Source organism: Telluria sp. ZT3P25 (assembly GCF_059685895.1).
The window spans coordinates 624317-645737 of the sequence record NZ_JCASIJ010000002.1; the positions used below are offsets into that span (position 1 = coordinate 624317).

The 21421-nt window shown below is 65.0% G+C and carries 15 protein-coding genes; 8 read left to right on the top strand and 7 right to left on the bottom strand.

All coding sequences use genetic code 11. The annotated features are described in order from the left end of the window. Nucleotides 1-103: 103 nt before the first annotated feature. Nucleotides 104-1258: a sensor histidine kinase gene (locus AC56LY_RS21365; RefSeq protein ID WP_499582988.1), complete on the top strand. Its 1155-nt coding sequence runs from the start codon at nucleotides 104-106 to the stop codon at nucleotides 1256-1258. A gap of 18 nt (nucleotides 1259-1276) precedes the next feature. Here AC56LY_RS21365 and AC56LY_RS21370 read toward each other — a convergent pair whose 3' ends face one another. The 5 genes from AC56LY_RS21370 to AC56LY_RS21390 form a co-directional block, all read right to left on the bottom strand. After that, entirely contained in the window at nucleotides 1277-2146 is an 870-nt protein-coding gene (locus tag AC56LY_RS21370; protein WP_499582990.1) for a PfkB family carbohydrate kinase, read from the bottom strand. Then, on the bottom strand, nucleotides 2143-3063 hold the full coding sequence (locus tag AC56LY_RS21375) for a LacI family DNA-binding transcriptional regulator (RefSeq protein WP_499582992.1): 921 nt from the start codon (nucleotides 3061-3063) through the stop codon (nucleotides 2143-2145). The genes AC56LY_RS21370 and AC56LY_RS21375 overlap by 4 nt, the downstream gene beginning before the upstream one ends. 12 nt (nucleotides 3064-3075) lie before the next feature. Next, nucleotides 3076-5421 carry a GH92 family glycosyl hydrolase gene (locus tag AC56LY_RS21380; RefSeq protein WP_499582995.1) on the bottom strand — a complete coding sequence of 782 codons (2346 nt, stop codon included), beginning with the start codon at nucleotides 5419-5421 and terminating at the stop codon, nucleotides 3076-3078. A 200-nt stretch (nucleotides 5422-5621) separates the two neighbouring features. Next, the gene (locus AC56LY_RS21385; protein WP_499582997.1) at nucleotides 5622-6026 is read right to left on the bottom strand and encodes a RidA family protein; all 405 of its coding nucleotides are present in this window, start codon (nucleotides 6024-6026) and stop codon (nucleotides 5622-5624) included. A gap of 94 nt (nucleotides 6027-6120) precedes the next feature. Continuing rightward, nucleotides 6121-7014, bottom strand: coding sequence for a LysR family transcriptional regulator (locus tag AC56LY_RS21390; protein ID WP_499582999.1), 894 nt, complete (start codon nucleotides 7012-7014; stop codon nucleotides 6121-6123). 261 nt (nucleotides 7015-7275) lie between these two features. Between AC56LY_RS21390 and AC56LY_RS21395 the strand changes: the two genes are divergently transcribed. The 3 genes from AC56LY_RS21395 (at nucleotide 7276) to AC56LY_RS21405 (ending at nucleotide 12489) form a co-directional block, all read left to right on the top strand. Next, nucleotides 7276-8892 carry a CehA/McbA family metallohydrolase gene (locus AC56LY_RS21395; RefSeq protein WP_499583001.1) on the top strand — a complete coding sequence of 539 codons (1617 nt, stop codon included), beginning with the start codon at nucleotides 7276-7278 and terminating at the stop codon, nucleotides 8890-8892. Nucleotides 8893-8995: 103 nt separating this feature from the next. Further along, entirely contained in the window at nucleotides 8996-10852 is a 1857-nt protein-coding gene (locus AC56LY_RS21400) for a M1 family metallopeptidase (protein ID WP_499583003.1), read from the top strand. Beyond that, the gene (locus tag AC56LY_RS21405; protein ID WP_499583005.1) at nucleotides 10849-12489 is read left to right on the top strand and encodes a serine hydrolase; all 1641 of its coding nucleotides are present in this window, start codon (nucleotides 10849-10851) and stop codon (nucleotides 12487-12489) included. The genes AC56LY_RS21400 and AC56LY_RS21405 overlap by 4 nt, the downstream gene beginning before the upstream one ends. 54 nt (nucleotides 12490-12543) lie before the next feature. On the opposite strand, the gene AC56LY_RS21410 is transcribed toward AC56LY_RS21405, so the two are convergent. Next, on the bottom strand, nucleotides 12544-14124 hold the full coding sequence (locus tag AC56LY_RS21410; protein ID WP_499583007.1) for a S1C family serine protease: 1581 nt from the start codon (nucleotides 14122-14124) through the stop codon (nucleotides 12544-12546). A 107-nt stretch (nucleotides 14125-14231) separates the two neighbouring features. Further along, nucleotides 14232-15017: a class I SAM-dependent methyltransferase gene (locus AC56LY_RS21415; RefSeq protein ID WP_499583009.1), complete on the bottom strand. Its 786-nt coding sequence runs from the start codon at nucleotides 15015-15017 to the stop codon at nucleotides 14232-14234. A gap of 352 nt (nucleotides 15018-15369) precedes the next feature. Here AC56LY_RS21415 and AC56LY_RS21420 point away from each other — a divergent pair, with 352 nt between their 5' ends. The 4 genes from AC56LY_RS21420 (at nucleotide 15370) to AC56LY_RS21435 (ending at nucleotide 21407) form a co-directional block, all read left to right on the top strand. Next, a complete protein-coding gene (locus tag AC56LY_RS21420) occupies nucleotides 15370-17004 on the top strand; it encodes a TldD/PmbA family protein (RefSeq protein ID WP_183554370.1) in 1635 nt (544 codons plus the stop codon). A gap of 12 nt (nucleotides 17005-17016) precedes the next feature. Continuing rightward, nucleotides 17017-18351, top strand: a complete 1335-nt coding sequence (locus tag AC56LY_RS21425) for a TldD/PmbA family protein (protein ID WP_499558198.1) — start codon at nucleotides 17017-17019, stop codon at nucleotides 18349-18351. 70 nt (nucleotides 18352-18421) lie between these two features. Next, nucleotides 18422-20059 (top strand): TldD/PmbA family protein, encoded by a 1638-nt coding sequence (locus AC56LY_RS21430; protein WP_499583011.1) that lies wholly within the window; start codon nucleotides 18422-18424, stop codon nucleotides 20057-20059. Nucleotides 20060-20069: 10 nt separating this feature from the next. Beyond that, on the top strand, nucleotides 20070-21407 hold the full coding sequence (locus tag AC56LY_RS21435) for a TldD/PmbA family protein (RefSeq protein WP_499583013.1): 1338 nt from the start codon (nucleotides 20070-20072) through the stop codon (nucleotides 21405-21407). Nucleotides 21408-21421: the final 14 nt, after the last annotated feature.

Genomic DNA, 21421 nt, shown 5'->3' on the forward strand with positions numbered 1-21421 from the left:
CGGCAGGCGCTATATAATTCGGGAACGGTCCGCGAACGCCGCTGATCTTCTCTTATTGAACACCGATCGCGCTTGCCGCGCCCGGTCCTGACACTGACACTGCATGACACTAGCCACTGACCAGAATGTTGACCGCCACGGTATTTCTCCTACCGGTTTGCAATTCATTTCCATCCGCGACGCCGTCATGGATCGCTGGGAACGGGAAGTGCGCGCGCGCGTCGAAGGCGCCCAGAATCTGCTGCGGCCCGTGTTGACCAACACGCTGCCGGCTTTTTTCGACAATATCGCTGAAGCCCTGAGCCCGGACCACCCGCGCACGCAGGCGGTGAGCGGCAACAATTCGGCCAGTGTCCACGGGACCGAGCGCGCCCGCATGACCCCGTTCGGCCCCGATCAGGTGGTCCACGAATACCAGATCCTGCGCGAGTCGATTGCGGTCGTGGCCAAGGGCAGGGTGTCCCTGGACGACGAGCATTGGCGCATCATCGACGCGTCGATCAATGCCGCCATGCGCGAAGCCGTGCGCTCGTTCACGCAGATCCACGAAGATCTGCGGCACAAGATGGCGGCCGCCCTGTCACACGACATGCGCACGCCGTTGTCGGTGGTCGCGCATGGCGCGCAGCTCATGACCATGACGTCTGACTGGGCGCAGGTAAAGAACGTCGCCGCCCGCATCGGCGCCAACGCCGACCGGCTCAACGAGATGATGGCCGAACTGCTCGACGCCCTGACGTTCCAGGGCGCGGCGAAGATCCCGCTGCACCTGTCGCACTTCGATATCCTGGGGCTGACGCGCGAACTGGGCGAGCAATATGCGCATGGCCAGCATGGCACGCAGGTCGTCGTCGACGTGGCCGGCGAGCCGGTCACCGGCCACTGGTGCCGCGCGTCGCTGTGGCGTGCGCTGGAAAATCTGGTCAACAATGCGATCAAGTATGGCGATGGCGGCACCGTCACCATCATGGCACACCAGACGCGCGGGCGCCTGATGCTGAGCGTTCACAACGAAGGCAATGCGATTCCCGAAGAGCAGCACAACCGGATCTTCGAGTACCTGCGCCGCGAAACGGGGCCGTTCTCGGCCACGGGCTGGGGCATCGGCCTGCCGTTCGTCAAGGCCGTGGGCGAAAGCCACGGCGGTAGTGTAGCGGTCGACAGCTCTCCCGAGCTGGGCACGACGTTCCTGATCGACATCCCTGTCGACTGCCGCCCGTTTGTCGGTGACGGCGCCCAGTGCGCCGCGTCGGCCTGATGCCGCGGCAGGGCGCGCTCAGCGGGTGACCGTCACTTCGCCGAGCAGCGCCCGGACGGCGCCAAGGCCCGGTGCCTGCATTCTGCCCAACCGGCATGCGGCGCTTCCTGCCGCCACCGCGAATGCCATGTGGGCGTTCATGTCCGCCGCGGGCGACTGCTGCAGCGAATAAATCAGTCCGGCCATTGCTGCCTCACCTGCGCCTACCGCGCCTACCGCATCCACCGTCGGCGCCTGCGCATGCCACGTCTGCACGCCGTGATACAGCGACGCGCCGCCATCCCTGCGCATGAGCAGCACCAGCGCCGCCGGATTACGCGCCCGCAGGCGCTCCAGCGAGCCTAACGTGTCGTGGCTGCGAAACAGTGCGCGCAGGTCGTCGTCGGCCACCTTGATCACGTCCGCCAGCTCGCTCATGCGCCGCAGTGTCGCGTCGTATGCGGGCCCCATCAGGTCATGCCAGTGCGGGTCATAGCTGATGCGCAGCCCGTGCGCTTTCGCCTGTTCTGCCAATCCGATCAGCGTGAGGTCGAGCGGTCCGCGCGCCAGGCTGATGCTGCCGACGTGCAGCCACTGCACCTGTTGCTGCCAACCGGGCGGCATGCCGGTCGGGTCGAACAGCAGGTCCGCCGGGTCGTCGTGAGGCGTGCCGGCCCGCTGCAGGTAGCGCAGGTCCAGCCCCGCCGCTGCACTGGCGTGCCACAGCGCATCGCCAGCCACACAGCGGCGGATGGTGCCGGCGAAACCGCTGGCCACGCCCAGCGCCGCCAGGGCACACGCCACGTTCCAGGTCGGGCCGCCGGCGTGGCTGCGCCTTGGGTCGCCGTCCCGGCGCAACCGGCCGGCCAGCGCTTCGCCCGCGCAGACAATGGCCGCAGGCGCGGTCATCGCGCCTCGCCGGTGCTGCTCGCGCGGACCATCAGCCGTAGCGTGAGGGTCTGTTCGAGGCCTGACGTGGCAGATTTGTCGAGCAACAGGTCCACGCCCATCCGGCCCAGCAGATCCTTGTCGATGTTGATGCTCGAAAGTGGCGGGGTCGCGGCGGCGGCGGCGCTGATGTCGTCGAAGCCGACGATGGCGATGTCGTGCGGGACCTGCAGGCCGCGCGCCAGGCAGTGGCGCATCGCCGCCAGCGCGGCGCTGTCGTTGTAGCAGAACAGCGCATCGGGCCGTGGTGCGCGCGCGAGCAGGGCGTCGACCGCGCCGTGCAGATTGTCCTGCGTGTCGCCGATGCTGGGCAGCTGGACTTCAAGATCGGGATCGGCCAGCATGTGCGCCTCGAACAGGGCCTTGCGAAAGCCGCGATAGCGCTCAAGGATGCTGTGGTGCGACAGTGGGCCGGTGAGCATGGCGATGCGGCGGCGCCCCAGCGCGATCAGGTGGCGCGTGGCCAGGTAACCGCCCAGCGCATGGTCGGGATTGACCGAGCGGTAACCGGGCAGGCGCATGTCGAGCAGCACCAGGGGCTTGCCGGTGTCGCGCAGCGCAGCCACCAGTTCCGGCTCAAAAAAGCCGGCGCACAGCAAGGCGTCGGGCTGGTGCAGGCGCACCAGATCCAGCACCGGCTCGGTCGGGCCGACCACGACGAACGAGAGCGCGATGCCGCGCTTGCGGCAGGCATCCTCGGCGCCGTGCAGCACCGGCAGGTAGAACGGGCTGGCCGATTGCGTGTTGTGCTGACGGTGCAGCAAAAAGGTGACGCGCCGGATCTCGCCCTGGCGCAGATTGCCGGCGTCGTATCCCTGCACGCGCGCGACCGTGCCGATCGGGTCGCCGGTGGCGTGCGCGATGTCGCGAATCGGCATCGACGGCGCCGGTCAGTATGCGGTCTGCGTGTACGGGCGCGCTTCTTTCGCCGTGCCCCATTCCTTGTTCGGCGTAGCCTGCATCGTGAATACCAGCTCGCCGCCGGCCGTGATGTCCTGGTGACGCAGGAAGGTGCGCGCGAGCGGCTTGCCGTTCAGTGTCACGCGTCCGACATAGCCATTGGTGGCCGACAGGTTCTCGGCGCGCACGGTGAAGCGCTTCCCGTTCGGCAGGTTCAGCGTCGCCTTGTCGAGGAACGGGCGGCCGATCACGTACTCGTTGCTTCCCGGCGCAACCGGATAGAAGCCCAGCGCGGTGAACGCGAACCAGGCCGACATCTGGCCCAGATCGTCGTTGCCCGACAGGCCGTCGGGCTTGTCGCTGTATTGCGTGGCCATGATATTGGCCAGGCGTTCCTGCGTGCGCCACGGCGCGCCGGCGTAGTTGTACAGGTACGCCACATGGTGCGACGGCTCGTTGCCGTGGGCGTAGTGGCCGATCAGGCCCGAGATGTCTTCCATGTGCGCGTACAGGTTCTCGTCGACCTTGGCGTCGAAGACCTCGTCCATCTTGGCCACGAGCTGTGCGTCGCCGCCCAGGAAGCCGATCAGGCCCGCATTATCGTGCGGCATGTACCAGGAATACTGCCATGCGCTGCCCTCGGTGTAGTCGCTGCCGAAGTTCGACTGCGCCGGATCGAACGGGGTGCGGAATTCACCGGTGGATTTGCGGGCGCGGATGAAGCCCGTGTCCTTGTCGAACACGTTGCGGTAGTTCTGGGCGCGCCGGTAGTAGCGTGCGGCGACGTCTTTCTTGCCCATCTTCTCGGCCATGCGCGCGATGGTCCAGTCGTCGTACGCGTATTCGACGGTCTTGGAGGCCGCTTCCTTTTCCAGGTCGATCGGCACGTAGCCCAGCTTCATGTAGTGTTCCAGCCCGCCGTACGGGCCGTATTCGGCGCTGGCGGTCATCGCGGCCAGGGCCTTGTCGGCGTCGAAGCCGCGGATGCCCTTCATGTAGGCGTCGGCGATCACGGGCACCGCGTGGTAGCCGATCATGGTCCAGGTTTCCAGACCGTGGAACTGCCACACCGGCAGCACGCCGTAGGGGCTGTGCTGCTGCGAGGCGATCAGCGAGTTGACGAAGTCGGCGCTGCGCTGTTCGGGCGCGACGATTGTGAGCAGCGGGTGCAGTGCGCGGTAGGTGTCCCACAGCGAGAACGTTGAGTGGAAGCGGAAGTCCTTGGCCTTGTGCACCGCGTTGTCCGGGCCGCGGTAGCTGCCATCGAGGTCCATGAACAGCGACGGCGCGAGCATCGTGTGGTACAGCGCCGTGTAGAACTGCGTGCGCATCGGCGCCGGCGCCTCGACCTTGACCGCGCCCAGCGCCTCGTTCCAGGCCTTGCCGGCGCGGCGGCGCTCGGCGTCGAAATCCCAACCCGGCATCTCGGCCAGATTGGCAATCGCGTTGTCTTCGCTGACGGGCGAGAGCGCGACCTTTACCAACAGGGTGCCGTCAGCCGGCACGCCGAAACTGAAGTCGCCCATCAGCGCCTTGCCTTCGACCAGTGCGCGGTCGCCCGGCGTCTTGCCTGGCTGGGCAAAGCCCTTGTACTCGACGGCTTCTTCGCGATTGAGCAGCTGGCGCGTGTCGATCGGGCGCGAGAACCGGATCGCGAAGTACAGCTGGCGGCCCGGCGCCCAGCCGCGCGTTTCGCGCATGCCGGTGACGGTGCTGGCGTCGCGCATGCGCAGGCGCGACCACAGGTTCTTGCCGTCGTAGTTGTAGATGCTGGTGCGCAGGTCGAGCAGCACCTTGGCCGGCTCGCCGGCCTTGAACTTGTAGCGGTGCAGGCCAACACGTTCACTCGCGGTCAGCTCGACGTCGACGTCATGGTCTTTCAGGCGCACCGCGTAGTAGCCGGGTTCGGCCTGTTCCTGGTCGTGAGAGAAGCGCGAGCGGTAGCCCGAGAACGGTCGCTCGGGGTAGCCCGGCTCCAGCTTGGTCTCACCGCTGTAGGGCATCAGGAGCACATCGCCCAGGTCCGAGTGGCCGCTGCCCGAGAAGTGCGTGTGCGAGAAGCCGAGGATCGAGCCATCGCCGTGGTTGTAGCCGGCTGCCCACGGATAACTCTGGCGGAAGTGGCGGTGCTGGGTGTCGGGACTGAGCTGCACCATCCCGAACGGGCGGCTCGCGCCCGGGAAGGTGTGGCCGTCGCCGCCGGTGCCGATGAAGACGTTCACCGCCGCGGCCGGGGAGCCCGGTTCGGCGGCCTGCAACGGCGCCGCACTAAACAACATGACCGCGATCGCCGCGAAGGAAAGGGGAAGGGATTGGGGCTTGAAACGAGCTGTCATTGGTGTCTCCACACGTGGCGGGAGCGCAAGGCCCGCCGCCTGTTCTTCATACGCTGCGCCAGAGGCATGTGAGCACGCGGGGGATGTCATCAACGCGCGCGCTCGAGCCTGTGTGCATTTATAGGTGGAGTCAGGTTTCCCGGCAATCATTACCGGATTTTACCGGGCTGTTTAGCCAGTTTACTAAACACGCTGGCGGGTCAGCGGCGAACGATCTTCGCGACGGCCTCGATTTCGACCAGCGTATCGGGTGACGCGAGCGAGGCGACGCCGATGCCGGTCAGCGCGGGCCGGGGCAAGCCCAGGTGCTGCACGAGAATCGGTGCCACGGTCTCGAGGTGTTCGCCGAGCTCGCCGCGCACGTAGACGCGCAGTTGCAGGATCTGGTCGACCGACGAGCCGGCAGCGTCCAGCACCGTGAGCAGGTTGCGCGCCGCGCCCTCGGTCTGCGCGGCCAGCGTGGTGTGCCTGACGTGGTAATCCCGGTCCCAGTCGACCTGGCCAGAGACGAACACCAGGCCGGTGTCATGGTCGATCGTGGCGTGCGACAGGCCGTGCGGCGCGCCGTCGTACAGGGCAGGTGGGTTGATGCGTTCGATGGTCATGAGGCGCTCCTGGGCAGGTGAAGGTAATCGGCCAGCATAGACAGGCCTGCCCCGCGCGGCAATCGGGCGCCGCTTGTAGCCGATACAAGCGGGGCTAGACCGCCGCCGCCAGCCGCGCCCTGACCCGTTCCAGCATCCACATCATGAATGGATCGTTCTGCGCAGTCGGGTGAAACGCCGCGACCACGCCATAACCGGGCGGATACTTGGGCAGCGCGATCTCGTGGATGCCGTCGCATGGCAGCAGGCGCGCCGGCATGAAGGCCACCATCGCCGATCCCTTCAGGTACTCGAGCGCCATGAAGAACGACGGCGCCGACGCCACCACGCGCCGCTGCAAGCCCTGGCGCGCGAACCAGCCGTCGGCCGATCCTGTGAAACTGGCGCCGCCTGGATTGGTGACGATGAAGTCGTGCGTCACCAGGGTGGCCAGCGACATCGTTCCGGCATCGGCCAGCGCGCGGTCAGCCGTCACGCAGCGGTACTGCTCGAGAAACAGCGGCATCGACACCAGGCCGGGAGCGGCGATGCCCTCGGCCGTGAAGATCACATCGATCTCGCCCTGGTGCAGCTTGCGCGTCAGGGCGCTCACTTCGAGGTCGACCACAGCGATCTTCACCTTCGGCGCCGCGCGGCGCAGGTCGCGCACCAGGTCGGCCACGATCACCTTCTGCGTGTAGTCGGTACCGGAGACCACCAGCGTGCGCCCGACGTCTTCCGGCCGCACGGCCGACGGCAGCGGAATCGCATGCAGGCCCGCCAGCACCTGCGCGATATGCGGCGCGATCAGCCTGGCGTACGGCGTGGCCGCCATGCCCTGGCCAGTACGCACGAACAACGGGTCGCCCAGGATGGTGCGGATTTTCTTCAGTTGCAGGCTGACTGCCTGCTGCGACACGTCCAGGTGTTCGGCCGCCGCCGAGATGGTGGGAAAGCGCGCGAGCGCATCGAGCGTGCGCAGATGGGAGATATCGAGTTTGTCGATCATGCCGCAATATAACGAAAAGCAGGGGTCAGGTCTGACATTCGGACACGATCTCGATAGTCGCATAGTCGGAACTAGCTGGCCCCGGGCCATGCAATGATGAGCAAGACACCATTGGAAGTGGCTAAAGCTGAGGTCGTGTCTGAATGTCAGACCTGACCCCGGCTGTGTGAGTTTGAAACTCATCAATGAACATGATCAGGATGACAACCGTAGCACGCATGGCGCAAGGCGACAAGTCGGGCAAGTTGCAACCTTGTCATCATGAAAACTGCATATCTTCCCATTCTTGCCCTGTCGTTGTGCTACAGCCAGGCCAGCGCCAGTCCTGCCGAACACCAGGAGTTCGACGCCACGCTGTACGCGCCATTCCATGCGGGCACGTTGGCTGCACGCACGTTCACGCTGACGTTCGCGTATCCCGGCCTGGCGCAGCCGGCCAGCGTCCACTGGCGCGTCGACCTGCGCGCACCGGGCGGGCGAACCGTTCTGCGGTGGCGCGGCCAAGTGACGCTGACCGGTGACGAGATCACGGTGGCCGTGCCCTGGTCGGGCCGCCTGGGCAAGCAGCCGGCGCCGGACGGCATCTATCGCGTGCGCCTGCACGCGCTGGTGCAACGCGCGGCACATGACGCGATCGACCAGGAATGGGAGATCGCGGTCGGCACGCCGCGCGCACTGGCCACGCCCGCCTTTGCGCCGCTGCCCGGCGCGTTCATGCCGGGGGCAGCGCCGGCGCCCGGCGCGCTGCCCTATACCGTCTACCTGGGCAACCTGCACAGCCAGACCAACCACAGCGACGGTGGCGCCGACGTCGCCAACTGCCGCAGCGCCCAGCGGCCGCAGTCGGCGCCGTATGGGCCGGCCGATGCCTTTGCCTATGCCCGTGACCGTGGCCTGGACATCCTCGTCGCCTCGGAACACAACCACCTGTTCGACGGCTCGCCAGGCAGCGCACCCGATGCCGACCCGGCTGCCGCCCGTGCCCTGTACCGCGCGGGCCTGGCCGCCGCCAGCACGTTCTCGGCGCAGCATCCGGGCTTTCTGGCGCTGTATGGCCTCGAGTGGGGCGTCATCGAGAAGGGCGGCCATATCAACATCTTCAACAGTGACGAGTTGCTGGGCTGGGAGACGAACGCCAATGGGGCGCCGTTCGCCGACACGATCACGCCGCGCAGCGATTACGCGGCGCTCTACACGCTGATGCGCCAGCGCGGCTGGGTGGGGCAGTTCAACCATCCGGCGCCAGCGGGCCAGTTCCAGGTGGGTGGCGTGCCGCTCGCCTACACCGAGGATGGCGGCGCCGCGATGGTGCTGTGCGAAGTGATGAACACCAGCGCGTTCTCGAATAATGTGACCGAGACCGAAACCCGTCGCAGCAGTTTCGAAGGCGCCTGCAATCGCTTGCTTGAAGCGGGCTACCGGCTGGCCTTCAGCACCAACCAGGACAACCACTGCGCCAACTGGGGCGCATCGTACGGCAACCGCACCGGGGTGCTGCTGCCAACGGGCGTGGCGCTGAACCGCGCCAGTCTGGTCGACGCGCTTAGAGCACGCCGCGTGTTCGCGACGATGGACAAGGCATCGCAACTGGTGTTGACGGCCAACGGCCACGTGATGGGCGAGCAGTTCACCAACCGCGGGCCGCTCACCCTGACAGTGAACTTTGCCAGCCTTGGTGGCCGGCAGGTGGCGGCAGTGGCGATCATGGAAGGCATCCCGGGCCGCAACGGCGAGGTCACGCGCCTGTCGCAACAGGCCGAGATCACGTTCACGCCAGCCCCGGGCGCGCACTTCTATTATGCGAAGGTCACGCAGGACGACGGCAACGTGCTGTGGTCCGCGCCGGTGTGGGTCATGCAGGCAGAATTGGCGTATTGACAGCGGATCTGCGTGTTTCAGCAGGCGCTTTCGCCGACCTGACGCCCATGCTATTCTGCTTCCGCCTTCAGCCCGGCCGGGCTGTCATTATCCGCGAGAGACCATGAACAAAAGCACCCTGCTGCGCGCCACCACCGCAGCCTTCCTGGGCGCGTGGAGCGCTTACGCGTTCGCGCTCGATCCCCTCAGCTACGCCAAATACGACCAGGTCAAGACCACGGCCCTGCACCTGGACCTGAAGGCCGACTTCGCGAAGAAAAGCCTGGGCGGCTACGCCGAGCTGACACTGAACTGGATCGACAAGAACGCGACCACGCTCGACCTGGACACGCGCGAGCTGACGATCTCGAAGATCGAAGCGCAGGATGCGAAGGGCGCCTGGCGCAAGGCCGCCTACACGCTCGGCAAGTTCGATGAAGAGAAGGGCCAGCCCCTGCAGATCAAGCTGCCGGCCCGCCAGACCCGCGTGCGCATCCATTACCGCACCGCGCCGACGGCCACCGCACTGCAATGGCTGCAGCCGGTGCAGACCATGTCGGGCAAGTACCCGTTCATGTTCAGCCAGTCGCAGGCGATCAATGCCCGCTCGTGGGTGCCGATCCAGGACACGCCGGCCGTGCGCTTTACCTACACCGCGCGCATCGAGGCGCCGGAAGGCCTGCGCGTGGTGATGAGCGCCGATAACGACATGAAGGCGACCGGCAAGGGCGGCTGGAAATTCACGATGCCGCAGCCGATTCCATCGTACCTGCTGGCGATCGGCATCGGCGAACTCGAAGCGCGCACGCTGGGCGGCCGCACCGGCGTGTACGCCGAACCGCAGCGCATCAAGGCGGCCGAGTACGAGCTGGCCGACACCGAGAAGATGGTCGCCGCGGCCGAGAAGCTGTACGGCCCGTATCGCTGGGGGCGTTACGACATGCTGGTGCTGCCGCCATCGTTCCCGATCGGCGGCATGGAAAATCCGCGCCTGACATTTCTGACCCCGACCATGATCGCGGGCGACCGCAGCCTGGTCGATCTGGTGGCGCACGAACTGGCGCACAGCTGGTCCGGCAACCTGGTGACCAACGCAACCTGGAAGCACTGGTGGCTCAACGAAGGTTTCACGACCTACGTCACCACACGCATTCTGGAAGAAATCTACGGCAAGGAAGTCGCGCTGATGAACCTGCAGCTCGAGCAGGAAGAAGCGCTCGAGATGCTCAAGGAGCTGCCGCCGGCAAAGCAGGCGCTGGTCTCGCGCCAGGCTGATACCAATGCGGCCGATTACCCCGACACCTCGCTGGCCTACCCGAAAGGCGCCTGGTTCCTGCACACACTCGAGCAGCGCGCCGGCCGCGCCGCCTTCGATCGATTCCTGCGCGGCTGGTTCGACCAGCACGCGTTCCAGAGCGTGACCAACGAGCAGTTCATCGCCTACCTGCGCGCGCAGCTGCTGGCGAAGAACCCCAAGATCATGAGCGACGCGGAGCTCGACGAGTGGATCCACGGCCCGGGCATCCCGGCCAGCGGACAGCGCGCCGTGTCGCAGCGCCTGGCCAAACTGAATGCCGCGATCGACGGCTGGACGAAGGGCACGGTATCGACCGCGCAGTTGAACGCCAAGGACTGGAATGCCGTCGAGTGGATGAAGTTTTTGAACGATATCGACAAGAAGGCCGACGCCGCCAGGCTGGCAGAACTCGACCGCGCCTATGGCCTGGCCAAGTCGACCAACAACGAAGTGGCGTTTCGCTTCTACCGCGCGGCGGTGCACGCCGGTTACCGCGACGTGCGCCCGGACATGGAAGCATTCCTGATGAGCGTGGGCCGCCAGAAGTTCGTGGTGCCGCTGTACGCCGCACTGCGCGAAAAGGCCGAGGACCGCAGTTGGGCCGAGGGCGTCTACAAGAAGGCGCGCGAGCGTTACCACCCCGAGACGCAATCGAGCGTCGACAAAGCGATGGGCAAGCCATGATGCAGCGTTCTTCCAGCGGACTGTTGAAACACATCGCCGGCGCGGTACTGGTCGCGTTCTGCGGCGCCGGCCTGGCCGTCGCGCAAACGGCGGCAGCACCAACCACTGCAGCGCCAACCGCGGCAGTCCCTGCCTACAACCTGGACGCCGACGTGCAGCGCGTGTTGAAAACCTTCGACGTGCCTGGCATCGCCATCGCGGTGGTCAAGGACGGCAAGGTCGTCGTCACGCAGGGCTTCGGCGTGCGCAAGCTGGGCGATCCGACACCGGTCGACGGCAAGACGCTGTTCGAGATCGCGTCGAACTCCAAGGCCTTTACTGCCGCCGGCCTGGCGATGCTGGTCGACCAGGGCAAGTTGAACTGGGACGACCCGGTCATCAAGCACCTGCCGGACTTTCGCATGTACGACAGCTACGTGACGGCCGAGATGACCGTGCGCGACCTGCTCACGCACCGCAGCGGCCTGGGTCTCGGCGCCGGTGACCTGATGTGGTGGCCGACCACCACCTTCACCAGCGACGAAATCATCCACAACCTTCGCTACATCAAGCCGGCGACGAGCTTTCGCAGCAGCTACGCCTACGACAACCTGCTCTACATCGTGGCCGGCAAAATCATCGCGCAAAAGTCCGGCAAGGACTGGGGCACGACGATGCGCGAATGGATCCTCGATCCGGTCGGCATGACCGCCACCACCACCAGCCTGGCCGCGCACACGGCCGGCATGAACGTGTCGGCGCCGCACAGCAAGATCAATGGCAAGGCGGCGGTCGTCAAGCCGATGCCGGTGGCGAATGCCGTCGGCGCGGTGGGCATCAACACCAATGCCGAAGACATCGCGCGCTGGATGAACGTGCTGCTCGAGAACGGCCGCCTGCCGACGGGGGCGGGCGGCAAGGAAGTGCGCCTGTGGTCTGACAAGCAGGCGCGCGAAATGTGGACGGCGCAAACGCCGATGACGGTCAGCCAGCCCAAGCCGTCGCTGGCGGCGACCAGGCCCAACTTCATGGCCTACGGCCTGGGCTTCCAGCTGCGCGACTACCAGGGCAAGCTGGTGGCGATGCACGGCGGCGCGCTGCAGGGCTTTTATTCGCGCGTGCTGCTGGTGCCGGAAGCGAAGCTGGGGATTGCGATCTTCACCAACGCCGAAAGCGGCCCGTCGCTCAATGCGCTGCAATACCGCCTGCTCGACGGTTATCTGGGCGTCGCGCCGACCGACTGGATCGGCCGCATCGCCGACATCGCGAACGAGGCCAGCGCCAAGGAAGCAGCCCGTGTGAAAGGTGAAAGCACGGGTCGCGCAAAAGCGTCGAAACCGTCGCTGGCGCTGGCCGGCTACGAAGGCGAGTACGAAGACGCCTGGTACGGCAAGGCGACGATCCGGCGCGTGGGCAGCAAGCTGGTGATGTCGTTTGCGCGCACGCCGGATCTGACGGGCGAGATGGAGCACTTCCAGCACGACACCTTCATCGTGCGCTGGAAGGAGCGCAACTTCAACGCGGACGCGTATGCGACGTTCTCGCTGGAGCCGGATGGTTCGATCGAGCGGCTGCGCATGAAGCCCGTATCGACCGAGACGGACTTCAGCTACGACTTCCAGGACCTGCTGTTTACGCCCGTGAAGAAGGCGAAGTAAACGAATGACGCCCGCAGGCAAGTGCGGGCGTCGTCATGGTGGCGGCAAAGTGGGTTACCGCTTCTGCCACACCTTCATCATGTCGTCCGAGCCTTGCGAGCGCACCCCGTTGTCCGACAGGATCGCCTCGGTCGCATCGAGCGTCGCCTGCCGCGGCAGAATCATCGACTCGCCATAGCGCTGGTCGAACTTGAGCACCACCTGCTCGTCCTTCAGGTCGCGCAGCAGTGCCACCAGATGCGCCAGGCTGCGTACCGGCTTGCCATTGACCGATTCCACCACCGATCCGAAGCGGTTGCTGTAGCCGCTCACCAGCTTGTGCGGGAAGAACGGCGCGCTGATCACGACCAGCTCTTCGCGCTCTGGCGTGGGCGAATCGCCGCGCTGCGTCACGAGCGGGCTGGCGTTGAACGCATACGCATTCATCCCCGGCGCGCTGCCGCTGACGAAGGCCATGAATTCGCTCGTCGCGCGCGAGAACACCACCGGCCCGTAGATGAAGTACGACGGATAGCCGCCATCCAGGTCCGGGATCAAGAGCGGGCGCGCGCCGGTGGCCGGCACTTCGACCTTCATCGGCTTGCCACCGCGGATGATCGTCATCGGCACCTTGCCGTTTTTTGCCACCTGCTGGATGCGGTACTGGAAGCGCACGCGCAGGCTCGATCCCAGCTTGACCATCGCCTGGTTGTCGATCGCATGCTCGCCGATGTGCGTAATGACGTCCCATTCCTTCAGCGGCCAGGCGGCGTCGGTGCGGTATGGCCGGTGCACCACCGCGCCCTCGACCGATTTGTCGAGCTTGAGGTACTGGCGCAGCGCCGGACTTTCCAGCGTCTGCACGCTGTCATGCAGCAGCGGCTTGCCGTCGTAGGTGCCGTCGGCCACGTCGCGCAGGAACAGTTCGATTTCTTCGTTGGGGATCACGTAGCCGATGCTCTGCGCATTGGTTACGTTGGCGAACGCCAGGCCGATCATGCGCTCGCCGGCGATCACCGGCCCGCCACTGTTACCCGGGTTGATCGGGGCGTCGATCTGGATGCGCAGGCCCGAGCTGAACGCGCCGTAGTTGACGAATTCCACGCGCGAGATGATGCCGGTAGTGGTCGACAGCGAATTGCCGCCGACCGGGTAGCCGTAGGCGAACACCTGCTGGCGCACGTCCGGTAGCACGGCGGCGCGCGGCACCGGCGGGCGCTTGTCAAAGAACGAGGGATCGTCGAGCTCCAGTACCGCCAGATCCAGGCCGCGCGCCAGCGCGATGACCTTCGCCGAGACCTTGTCGCCCGACTGGCTGGCCTGTACCTCGACCTGGCTGGCGTAGTCCACCACGTGGGCATTGGTCAGGATGCGCTTGCCTTCGATGATGACGCCGGAGCCCGTGATGGCCGCTGGTGCCGACTTGGTCCAGGGCTTGTACGGGTCGGGCCGGCGCACGGTCGCAAAAATCTTGACGACCGAATTTTCAACGGCAGGCAGGGCGGGGGCGGGCGTGGTGGTGCGCGTTGCGGCTGGCACGGCGGGGGTGGGAACGGCGGTCGCGGCGGCCGGCTGGACGTCTAGCGGCGTGGTTTCCTGGGCATGCAGCGCGCCGGAGACGGCCAGCGCGAGAACGGCGAATCGCAAAGTCTTCATGGTTTCCTTCGGTTGCGCTAGGGGGCTATCAACCGGAAGAATATACACGTGCGCCGCAAAAGAAAATACGGGGAAGGCCCTTGGCCTTCCCACGTCATGCAGGCTGCTTATTTCTTGACGAATTTGAGCGTCATGCGATCGCTTTCGCCGATCGCCATGTACTTTTCGCGGTCCTTGTCCTTGTTGGCCAGCACCGGCGGCAGCGTCCACACGCCTTTTTCATGATCCGCCTTGTCCTTCGGATTGGCATTCACTTCCGACTTGGCGGCCAGCTTGAAGCCGGCCAGGTCGGCCATGCGGATCACATACGCTTCATGCATGTAGCCGCTCGATGCCTTCGCATCCTGCGTCATCTTGATCGGCAGGCGGTGCTCGACCACGCCCAGCACGCCGTTTGGCTTGAGGACCTTGTGGACTTCTTTGAGCGTCGTGACCACGGCTTCGTCACCCGCGCCCAGCCAGTTGTGCAGGTTGCGGAAGGTGACGACCATGTCGGCGCTGTTCGGCGCGCCCAGCTCGAAGCGGGTCGGCGGCTCGAACACGACCGGCATCACCTTGTCATACACCTTGGCGTCGGCAGCGAGCTTTTCGCGATAGGCCTTGCCGCCGCGGGATTCAGGCGCACCGGCAGCGCCAATCAGCTTGCCGTTCTCGCGCAGGTAGGGCGCCAGGATCTCGGTGTACCAGCCGCCGCCCGGCGAGAGTTCGATGACCGTCATGGTCGGCTTGATGCCGAAGAAGGTCAGGGTTTCGTAAGGGTGGCGGAACGCGTCGCGCGCCTTGTTGGCGGCGGCGCGGTGCTCGCCGGCGATGGCGGATTTCAGGGCGTCGTCCGCGTGGGCGGCGCCGGCCATGCCGGTTGCCAGCATTGCGGCCAGGATCAGTCGTTTCATCGTGCGAGGTCTCCGTGATGGTTGACGACGGGCGGTGCGCCGTCGTCGCTGCGCTGATGATCCGGGAGGCGCGGCGCACAGTCAAGCGTTCGTCACATATGCATATGCGCAGGGCGTTTTCGCCAGTACTGGCGGCCTGCAAGGTGCGCGAGCGTCTACCCAAAGTACGTACATATTTGTGCATTGAGGTGGCACAACAATTGCCTATTCAAAAGCTTAACTTACTGCTATGGTTGAGCGGTTTGTCACGTTTTCATCTGTCATAAAACCAAAGCATAAGAGCTGTAATTACAAGAGCGGCCCGAGCTGTTCGCGGAACCGCTGCCCGGACGAAGGTTATTCAGGAGATCTCATGGAACGCCGTACCTTTCTTAATCTCAGCAGCGGGGCAGCCGCCTCGATGCTGCTGCCTTTCGGACGCGCCATCGCTGCCGAGGAGCTCACCAGCAGCATGCCAGTGGCCGCCAAGAAGGCGCTGGCCGATGTCGCGCTCAACGCCGCCACCAAGGCCGGCGCCAGCTACGCCGACGTGCGCATCGGTCGCTACCTCAACCAGTTCATCACCACGCGCGAGCTGAACGTCGAAAACGTGGCCAATACCGAGTCGGCCGGCGTGGGCGTGCGCGTGATCGTGAATGGCGCGTACGGCTTTGCTGCGACGTCCGACATGTCGACCGATGGCATCGCGAATGCGGCGCGCCAGGCCGTGGCAATCGCCAAGGCGAACGCCAAGCTGCAGACCGAACCGGTGCGCCTCGCACCAGTCAAGGGCGTGGGTGACGTGTCATGGAGCACCCCGATCAAGAAAGACTGGCGCACCGTGCCGATCGCCGAGAAGACCGACATGCTGATCGCCGCGAACAAGGCCGGCATGGAAGGCGGCGCGAACTTCATGCAGTCGATGCTGTTCCAGGTGAACCAGCAAAAGTATTTTGCCTCCACCGACGGCTCGTACATCGACCAGGACGTGCATCGCCTGTGGGCGCCGTTCTCGGCTACCGCGGTCGACAAGGCCAGCGGCAAGTTCCGCTCGCGCGCGGGCCTCAGCTCCCCGGTGGGCAAGGGGTACGAGTACTTCGACGCGCGGCCCGAGCACAAGATCAAGGCCGCTGGCGGTATCGCCACGCTGTACACCGAATCGTATGACATCATCGAAGACGCCCGCGCCGCAGGCCGCGACGCCAAGCGCAAGCTGACTGCCAAGTCGGTCCAGCCGGGCAAGTACGACCTGATGCTGGCGCCCGAACACCTGTGGCTGACCATCCACGAGAACGTCGGCCACCCGACCGAACTCGATCGCGTGCTGGGCTTCGAAGCCAACTACGCCGGCACCAGCTTTGCCACGCTCGAGAAGCTGCAATCGAAGACCTTCAAGTACGGCTCGCCGATCGTCAACATCTTCGCCGACAAGACCACGCCAGGCTCGCTGGGCGCCATCGGTTTCGACGACGAGGGCGTCAAGTCCAAGCGCTGGGACATCATCAAGGACGGCATCCTGGTCAACTTCCAGGCCACGCGCGACCAGGCCCACATCATCGGCGAAAAAGAATCGCATGGCTGCTCGTATGCGGATGGCTGGAACACAGTCCAGTTCCAGCGCATGCCGAACGTCTCGCTCGCACCGGGCAAGACCAAGCTGACGCCGGACGAAATGGTCAAGGGCATCAAGAAGGGTATCTACATCGTCGGCGACGGTTCGTTCTCGATCGACCAGCAGCGCTACAACTCGCAGTTTGGCGGCCAGCTGTTCTACGAAATCAAGGACGGCAAGATCGGCCAGATGCTGGAAGACGTGGCGTACCAGTCGAACACCCAGGAATTCTGGGGCGCCTGCAGCGCCATCTGCGATGAACGCGACTGGCGCATGGGCGGCTCGTTCTTCGACGGCAAAGGACAGCCGCCGCAGATCAGCATCGTCTCGCATGGTTCGTCGACCACGCGCTTTAACGGCATCAATGTGATCAACACCGCTCGCAAGATCGGCTAAGCAGGGGCGCACATGAGTATCTTGACCCAGGAACAAACCAAACGCATCACCGACCGCGTGCTCTCGCTGAGCAAAGCCGATGAATGCATCGTCAACATCGAGGGCAACCGGATCGGCAATATCCGCTTCGCGCGCAATGCCGTCTCGACCGCCGGCCTGGCCGACGACACCCGTATCCAGGTGCAGGTCGCTTTCGGTAAAAAGCAGGGCACCGCCACCATCAACGAATTCGACGACAAGTCGATCGAGCGCGCGGTGCGCCGCGCCGAAGACCTGGCGCGCCTGGCGCCGGATAACCCGGAATTTATCCCGGCCATCGCCAAGACGGCGTACAAGCCATCGGACACGTTCGTGCAGAAGACCGCCGACATCGATCCGGAATACCGCGCGCAGGCTGCGGCCTATGCGATCGAAGGCTGCCGCAAGCGTGGCCTGGTGTCGGCCGGCTTCTTCACCGACCGTACCAGCTTCCAGACCATCGCCAACTCGAATGGCCTGTTCGGCCACCAGGTGGCAACGTCGCTGGACTTCACACTGACCGTGCGCACCGAAGATGGGCGCGGTTCGGGCTGGGTCAAGCGTTCGGCGCGCGACGCCGCCAAATTCGATCCGCGCGAAGCGGCCGAAATCGCGATCGAGAAAGCACTGCGCTCGGTCGACGCCAAGGCGCTGGAACCGGGTCGCTACACGGTCATCATGGAACCGGCCGCCACGTCCGATCTGCTCAGCTTCATGCTGGGTGGCTTCGATGCGCGCCGCGCCGACGAGGGCCGCAGTTTCCTGTCGAAAGCCGGCGGCAAGAACCGCCTGGGCGACAAGCTGTTCGACCAGCAGGTCAATATCTGGTCCGACCCGTGGGACAAGGATGTCGCGGTGCTGCCGTGGGACGACAACATGCTGCCGCGCGAGCGCGTGGAGCTGGTCAAGGACGGCAAGATCAATGCGCTCGACTACTCGCGCTTCTGGGCGCAGCAAAAGAATCAGCGCGCGGTGGGCGCGGCCGGCAACATCATCATGGCCGGCACCAACAAGACCACCGAAGAACTGATCGCCAATACCAAAAAGGGTGTGCTGGTCACGCGCACCTGGTATATCCGCATGGTCGATCCGCAATCGGTGCTGCTCACGGGCCTGACGCGCGACGGCACGTTCTACGTTGAAAATGGCAAGATCAAGCACCCGATCAAGAACTTCCGTTTCAACGAAAGCCCGGTGTCGATGCTGAACAATATCGAGGAAATCGGCAAGCCGGTGGTCATCGGCGCCGATGAAGCACGCTACTCGATGCTGATCCCGTCGATGAAAATCCGCGACTTCAACTTCACGTCGCTGTCGGACGCGGTTTAAGCCCCATCGCTGCAAGACCGTCATTCCCGCCAGCGCGGGAATGACGCGCAACCGCAAACGGATAACACTCATGGAACGTCGACAATTCCTGCATATCGGCGCCGGCACGGCTGGCGCGCTGTTCATTCCGGTCTTTGGCAACGCAATCGCGGCCGAAGACCTGCTCAACCCGATGGCGGCAAGCGCCAAGAAAGCCCTGGCCGACACCGCGATGAACGCGGCGACGCAAGCCGGCGCGTCGTACTGCGACGTGCGCATCGGGCGCTACCTGAACCAGTTCGTCATCACGCGTGACCTGAACGTCGAGAGCATCAACAACACCGAATCGAGCGGCGTCGGCGTGCGCGTGATCGCCGGCGGCGCCTACGGATTCGCCTCGACCAATGACATGACGACCGACGGCGTGGCCGGCGCCGCGCGTCAGGCCGTGGCGATTGCCAAGGCCAACGCCAAACTGCAGACCGAGCCGGTGCGCCTGGCGCCCGTCAAGGGCGTCGGTGAAGTGGCCTGGGCCACGCCGCTGAAGAAGGACTGGCGCACGATTCCGGTCAAGGAAAAGGCCGACATGCTGATCGCCGCCAACAAGGCGGGCCTGGATGCGGGCGCGAACTTCATGACCGCGTCGCTCTTCCAGATCAACCAGCAAAAGTATTTTGCCTCGACCGACGGCTCGTACATCGACCAGGACATCCACCGCCTGTGGGCGCCGATCAATGCCACTGCCGTCGACAAGAAGAGCGGCAAGTTCCGCTCGCGCGGCGGCCTGGGCGCCCCGGCCTCGATGGGCTATGAGTACTTCGACGCGCGAGCCGAGAACAAGGTGCGCGCCGCCGGCGGCGTCACGAGCCTGTACAAAAACGCCTACGACATCATCGAAGACGCCCGCATGGCCGGCAAGCAGGCACGCGAAAAGCTGTCGGCCAAGTCGGTCGAACCGGGCAAGTACGACCTGGTGCTCAGCCCCGAACACCTGTTCCTGACGATCCACGAAAACGTCGGCCACCCGACGGAACTGGACCGCGTGCTCGGTTACGAAGCCAATTACGCAGGCACCAGCTTCGCGGGCCTCGACAAGTGGGAAACCAAGAAATTCAAGTACGGTGCGGAGCGTGTCAATTTTGTGGCGGACCGCACCACGCCAGGCTCGCTGGGCCTGATCGGCTACGACGATGAAGGCGTCGCGGCCAAGAAGTGGGACATCATCCGCAACGGCGTCCTGGTGAATTACCAGGCCACGCGCGACCAGGCCCACATCATCGGCGAGAAGGAATCGCACGGCTGCTCGTACGCCGACAGCTGGAGCACGGTGCAATTCCAGCGCATGCCGAACGTTTCGCTCGAGCCGGGCAAGGGTCGGCTCACCCCGGATGAGATGGTGGCCGACGTCAAGAAGGGCATCTATATCCTGGGCCGCGGTTCGTACTCGATCGACCAGCAGCGCTACAACTTCCAGTTCGGCGGCACGCTGTATTACGAGATCAAGAATGGCAAGATCACGAACCCGCTGGAAGACGTGGCCTACCAGGCCAACACGCAGGAATTCTGGAATGCCTGTACGGCGATCTGCGACGAGCGCGATTGGCGCATGGGCGGGTCCTTCTTCGATGGCAAGGGCCAGCCAAGCCAGGTGAGCGCCGTGTCGCACGGGTCGAGCACCACGCGCTTCAACGGCATCAATGTCATCAACACCGCACGCAAGATCGGCTGAGGAAACCAAGATGAAAGCGCTCAATCAGGACCAAGCAAAACGCATCACCGACCGCGTGCTCGCCATGTCGAAAGCCGACGAGTGCACCGTGTCGATCGAAGGCAGCCGTGTGGGCAATGTGCGCTTCGCGCGCAACAGCGTCTCGACCGCCGGCCTGACCGAAGACATGCAGCTCGTCGTGCGCGTGGCCTTCGGCAAACGTAGTGGCACCGCGATCGTCAACGAATTCGACGACAAGTCGCTGGAAAAAGCCGTGCGCCGCGCCGAAGAACTGGCGCGCCTGTCGCCGGAAAACCCGGAGTTCATGCCGGCGATTTCCAGGCAGGCCTACCGCGCCACCAGCACCTTCGTGCCGGCCACCGCAGCGATCGACCCGGATTTCCGGGCGTCGGTCGCCGCCACCAGCATCGAGATGGCGCGCGCCAAGAAACTCGTCACGGCAGGCTTCTTCACCGACAGCACGCGCTTTTCGACGATCGCCAACTCGAACGGCGTGTTCGGCCACCAGGACTTCACCGACCTGTCATTCAGCCTCACCGCGCGCACCGAAGACGGCCGCGGGTCGGGCTGGGTCACCCGCGCCGCCGTCGATGCTGCGCGCTTCGATGCGCGTGAAGCATCCGAAGTCGCCATCGAAAAGGCGCTGCGTTCGGTCGATGCCCGCGCGCTGGAGCCGGGCCGCTACACGGTGATCCTGGAACCGGCGGCGACGTCGGAAATCCTGGGCAATATGTTCAGCGCGTTCTCGGCCCGTTCGGCCGACGAAGGCCGCAGCTTCCTGGCCAAGAAGGGCGGGGGCAACCGCCTGGGCGACAAGCTGTTCGACAGCCAGGTCAATGTCTGGGCCGACCCGTGGGACAAGGACGTACCGGTTGCGCCATGGGATAACGAATCGCTGCTGCCGCGCGAGCGCACCCAGTTGATCAAGGATGGCCGCATCGCCTCGCTGGACTACTCGCGCTACTGGGCGCAAAAGACCGGCAAGCGCGCCACCGCGGAACACGGCAACATGATCATGGCGGGCGGTACCAAGTCGCTGGAAGAGCTGATCGAGGGGACCAAGAAGGGCATCGTCGTCACGCGCACCTGGTATATCCGCATGGTCGATCCGCAGTCGCTGCTGCTCACGGGCCTGACCCGCGACGGCACGTTCTACGTCGAAAACGGCAAGATCAAGTACCCGCTCAAGAACTTCCGCTTCAACGAGAGTCCGGTCACGATCCTGAATAACATCGATGAGCTGGGCAAGCCGCAGATCATCGGTGGCGACGAGGTGCCGTTCCAGATGGTGCTGCCGCCGATGAAGGTGCGTGACTTCAACTTCACGTCGCTGTCGGACGCGGTCTGACGGTCGGGCGCAAC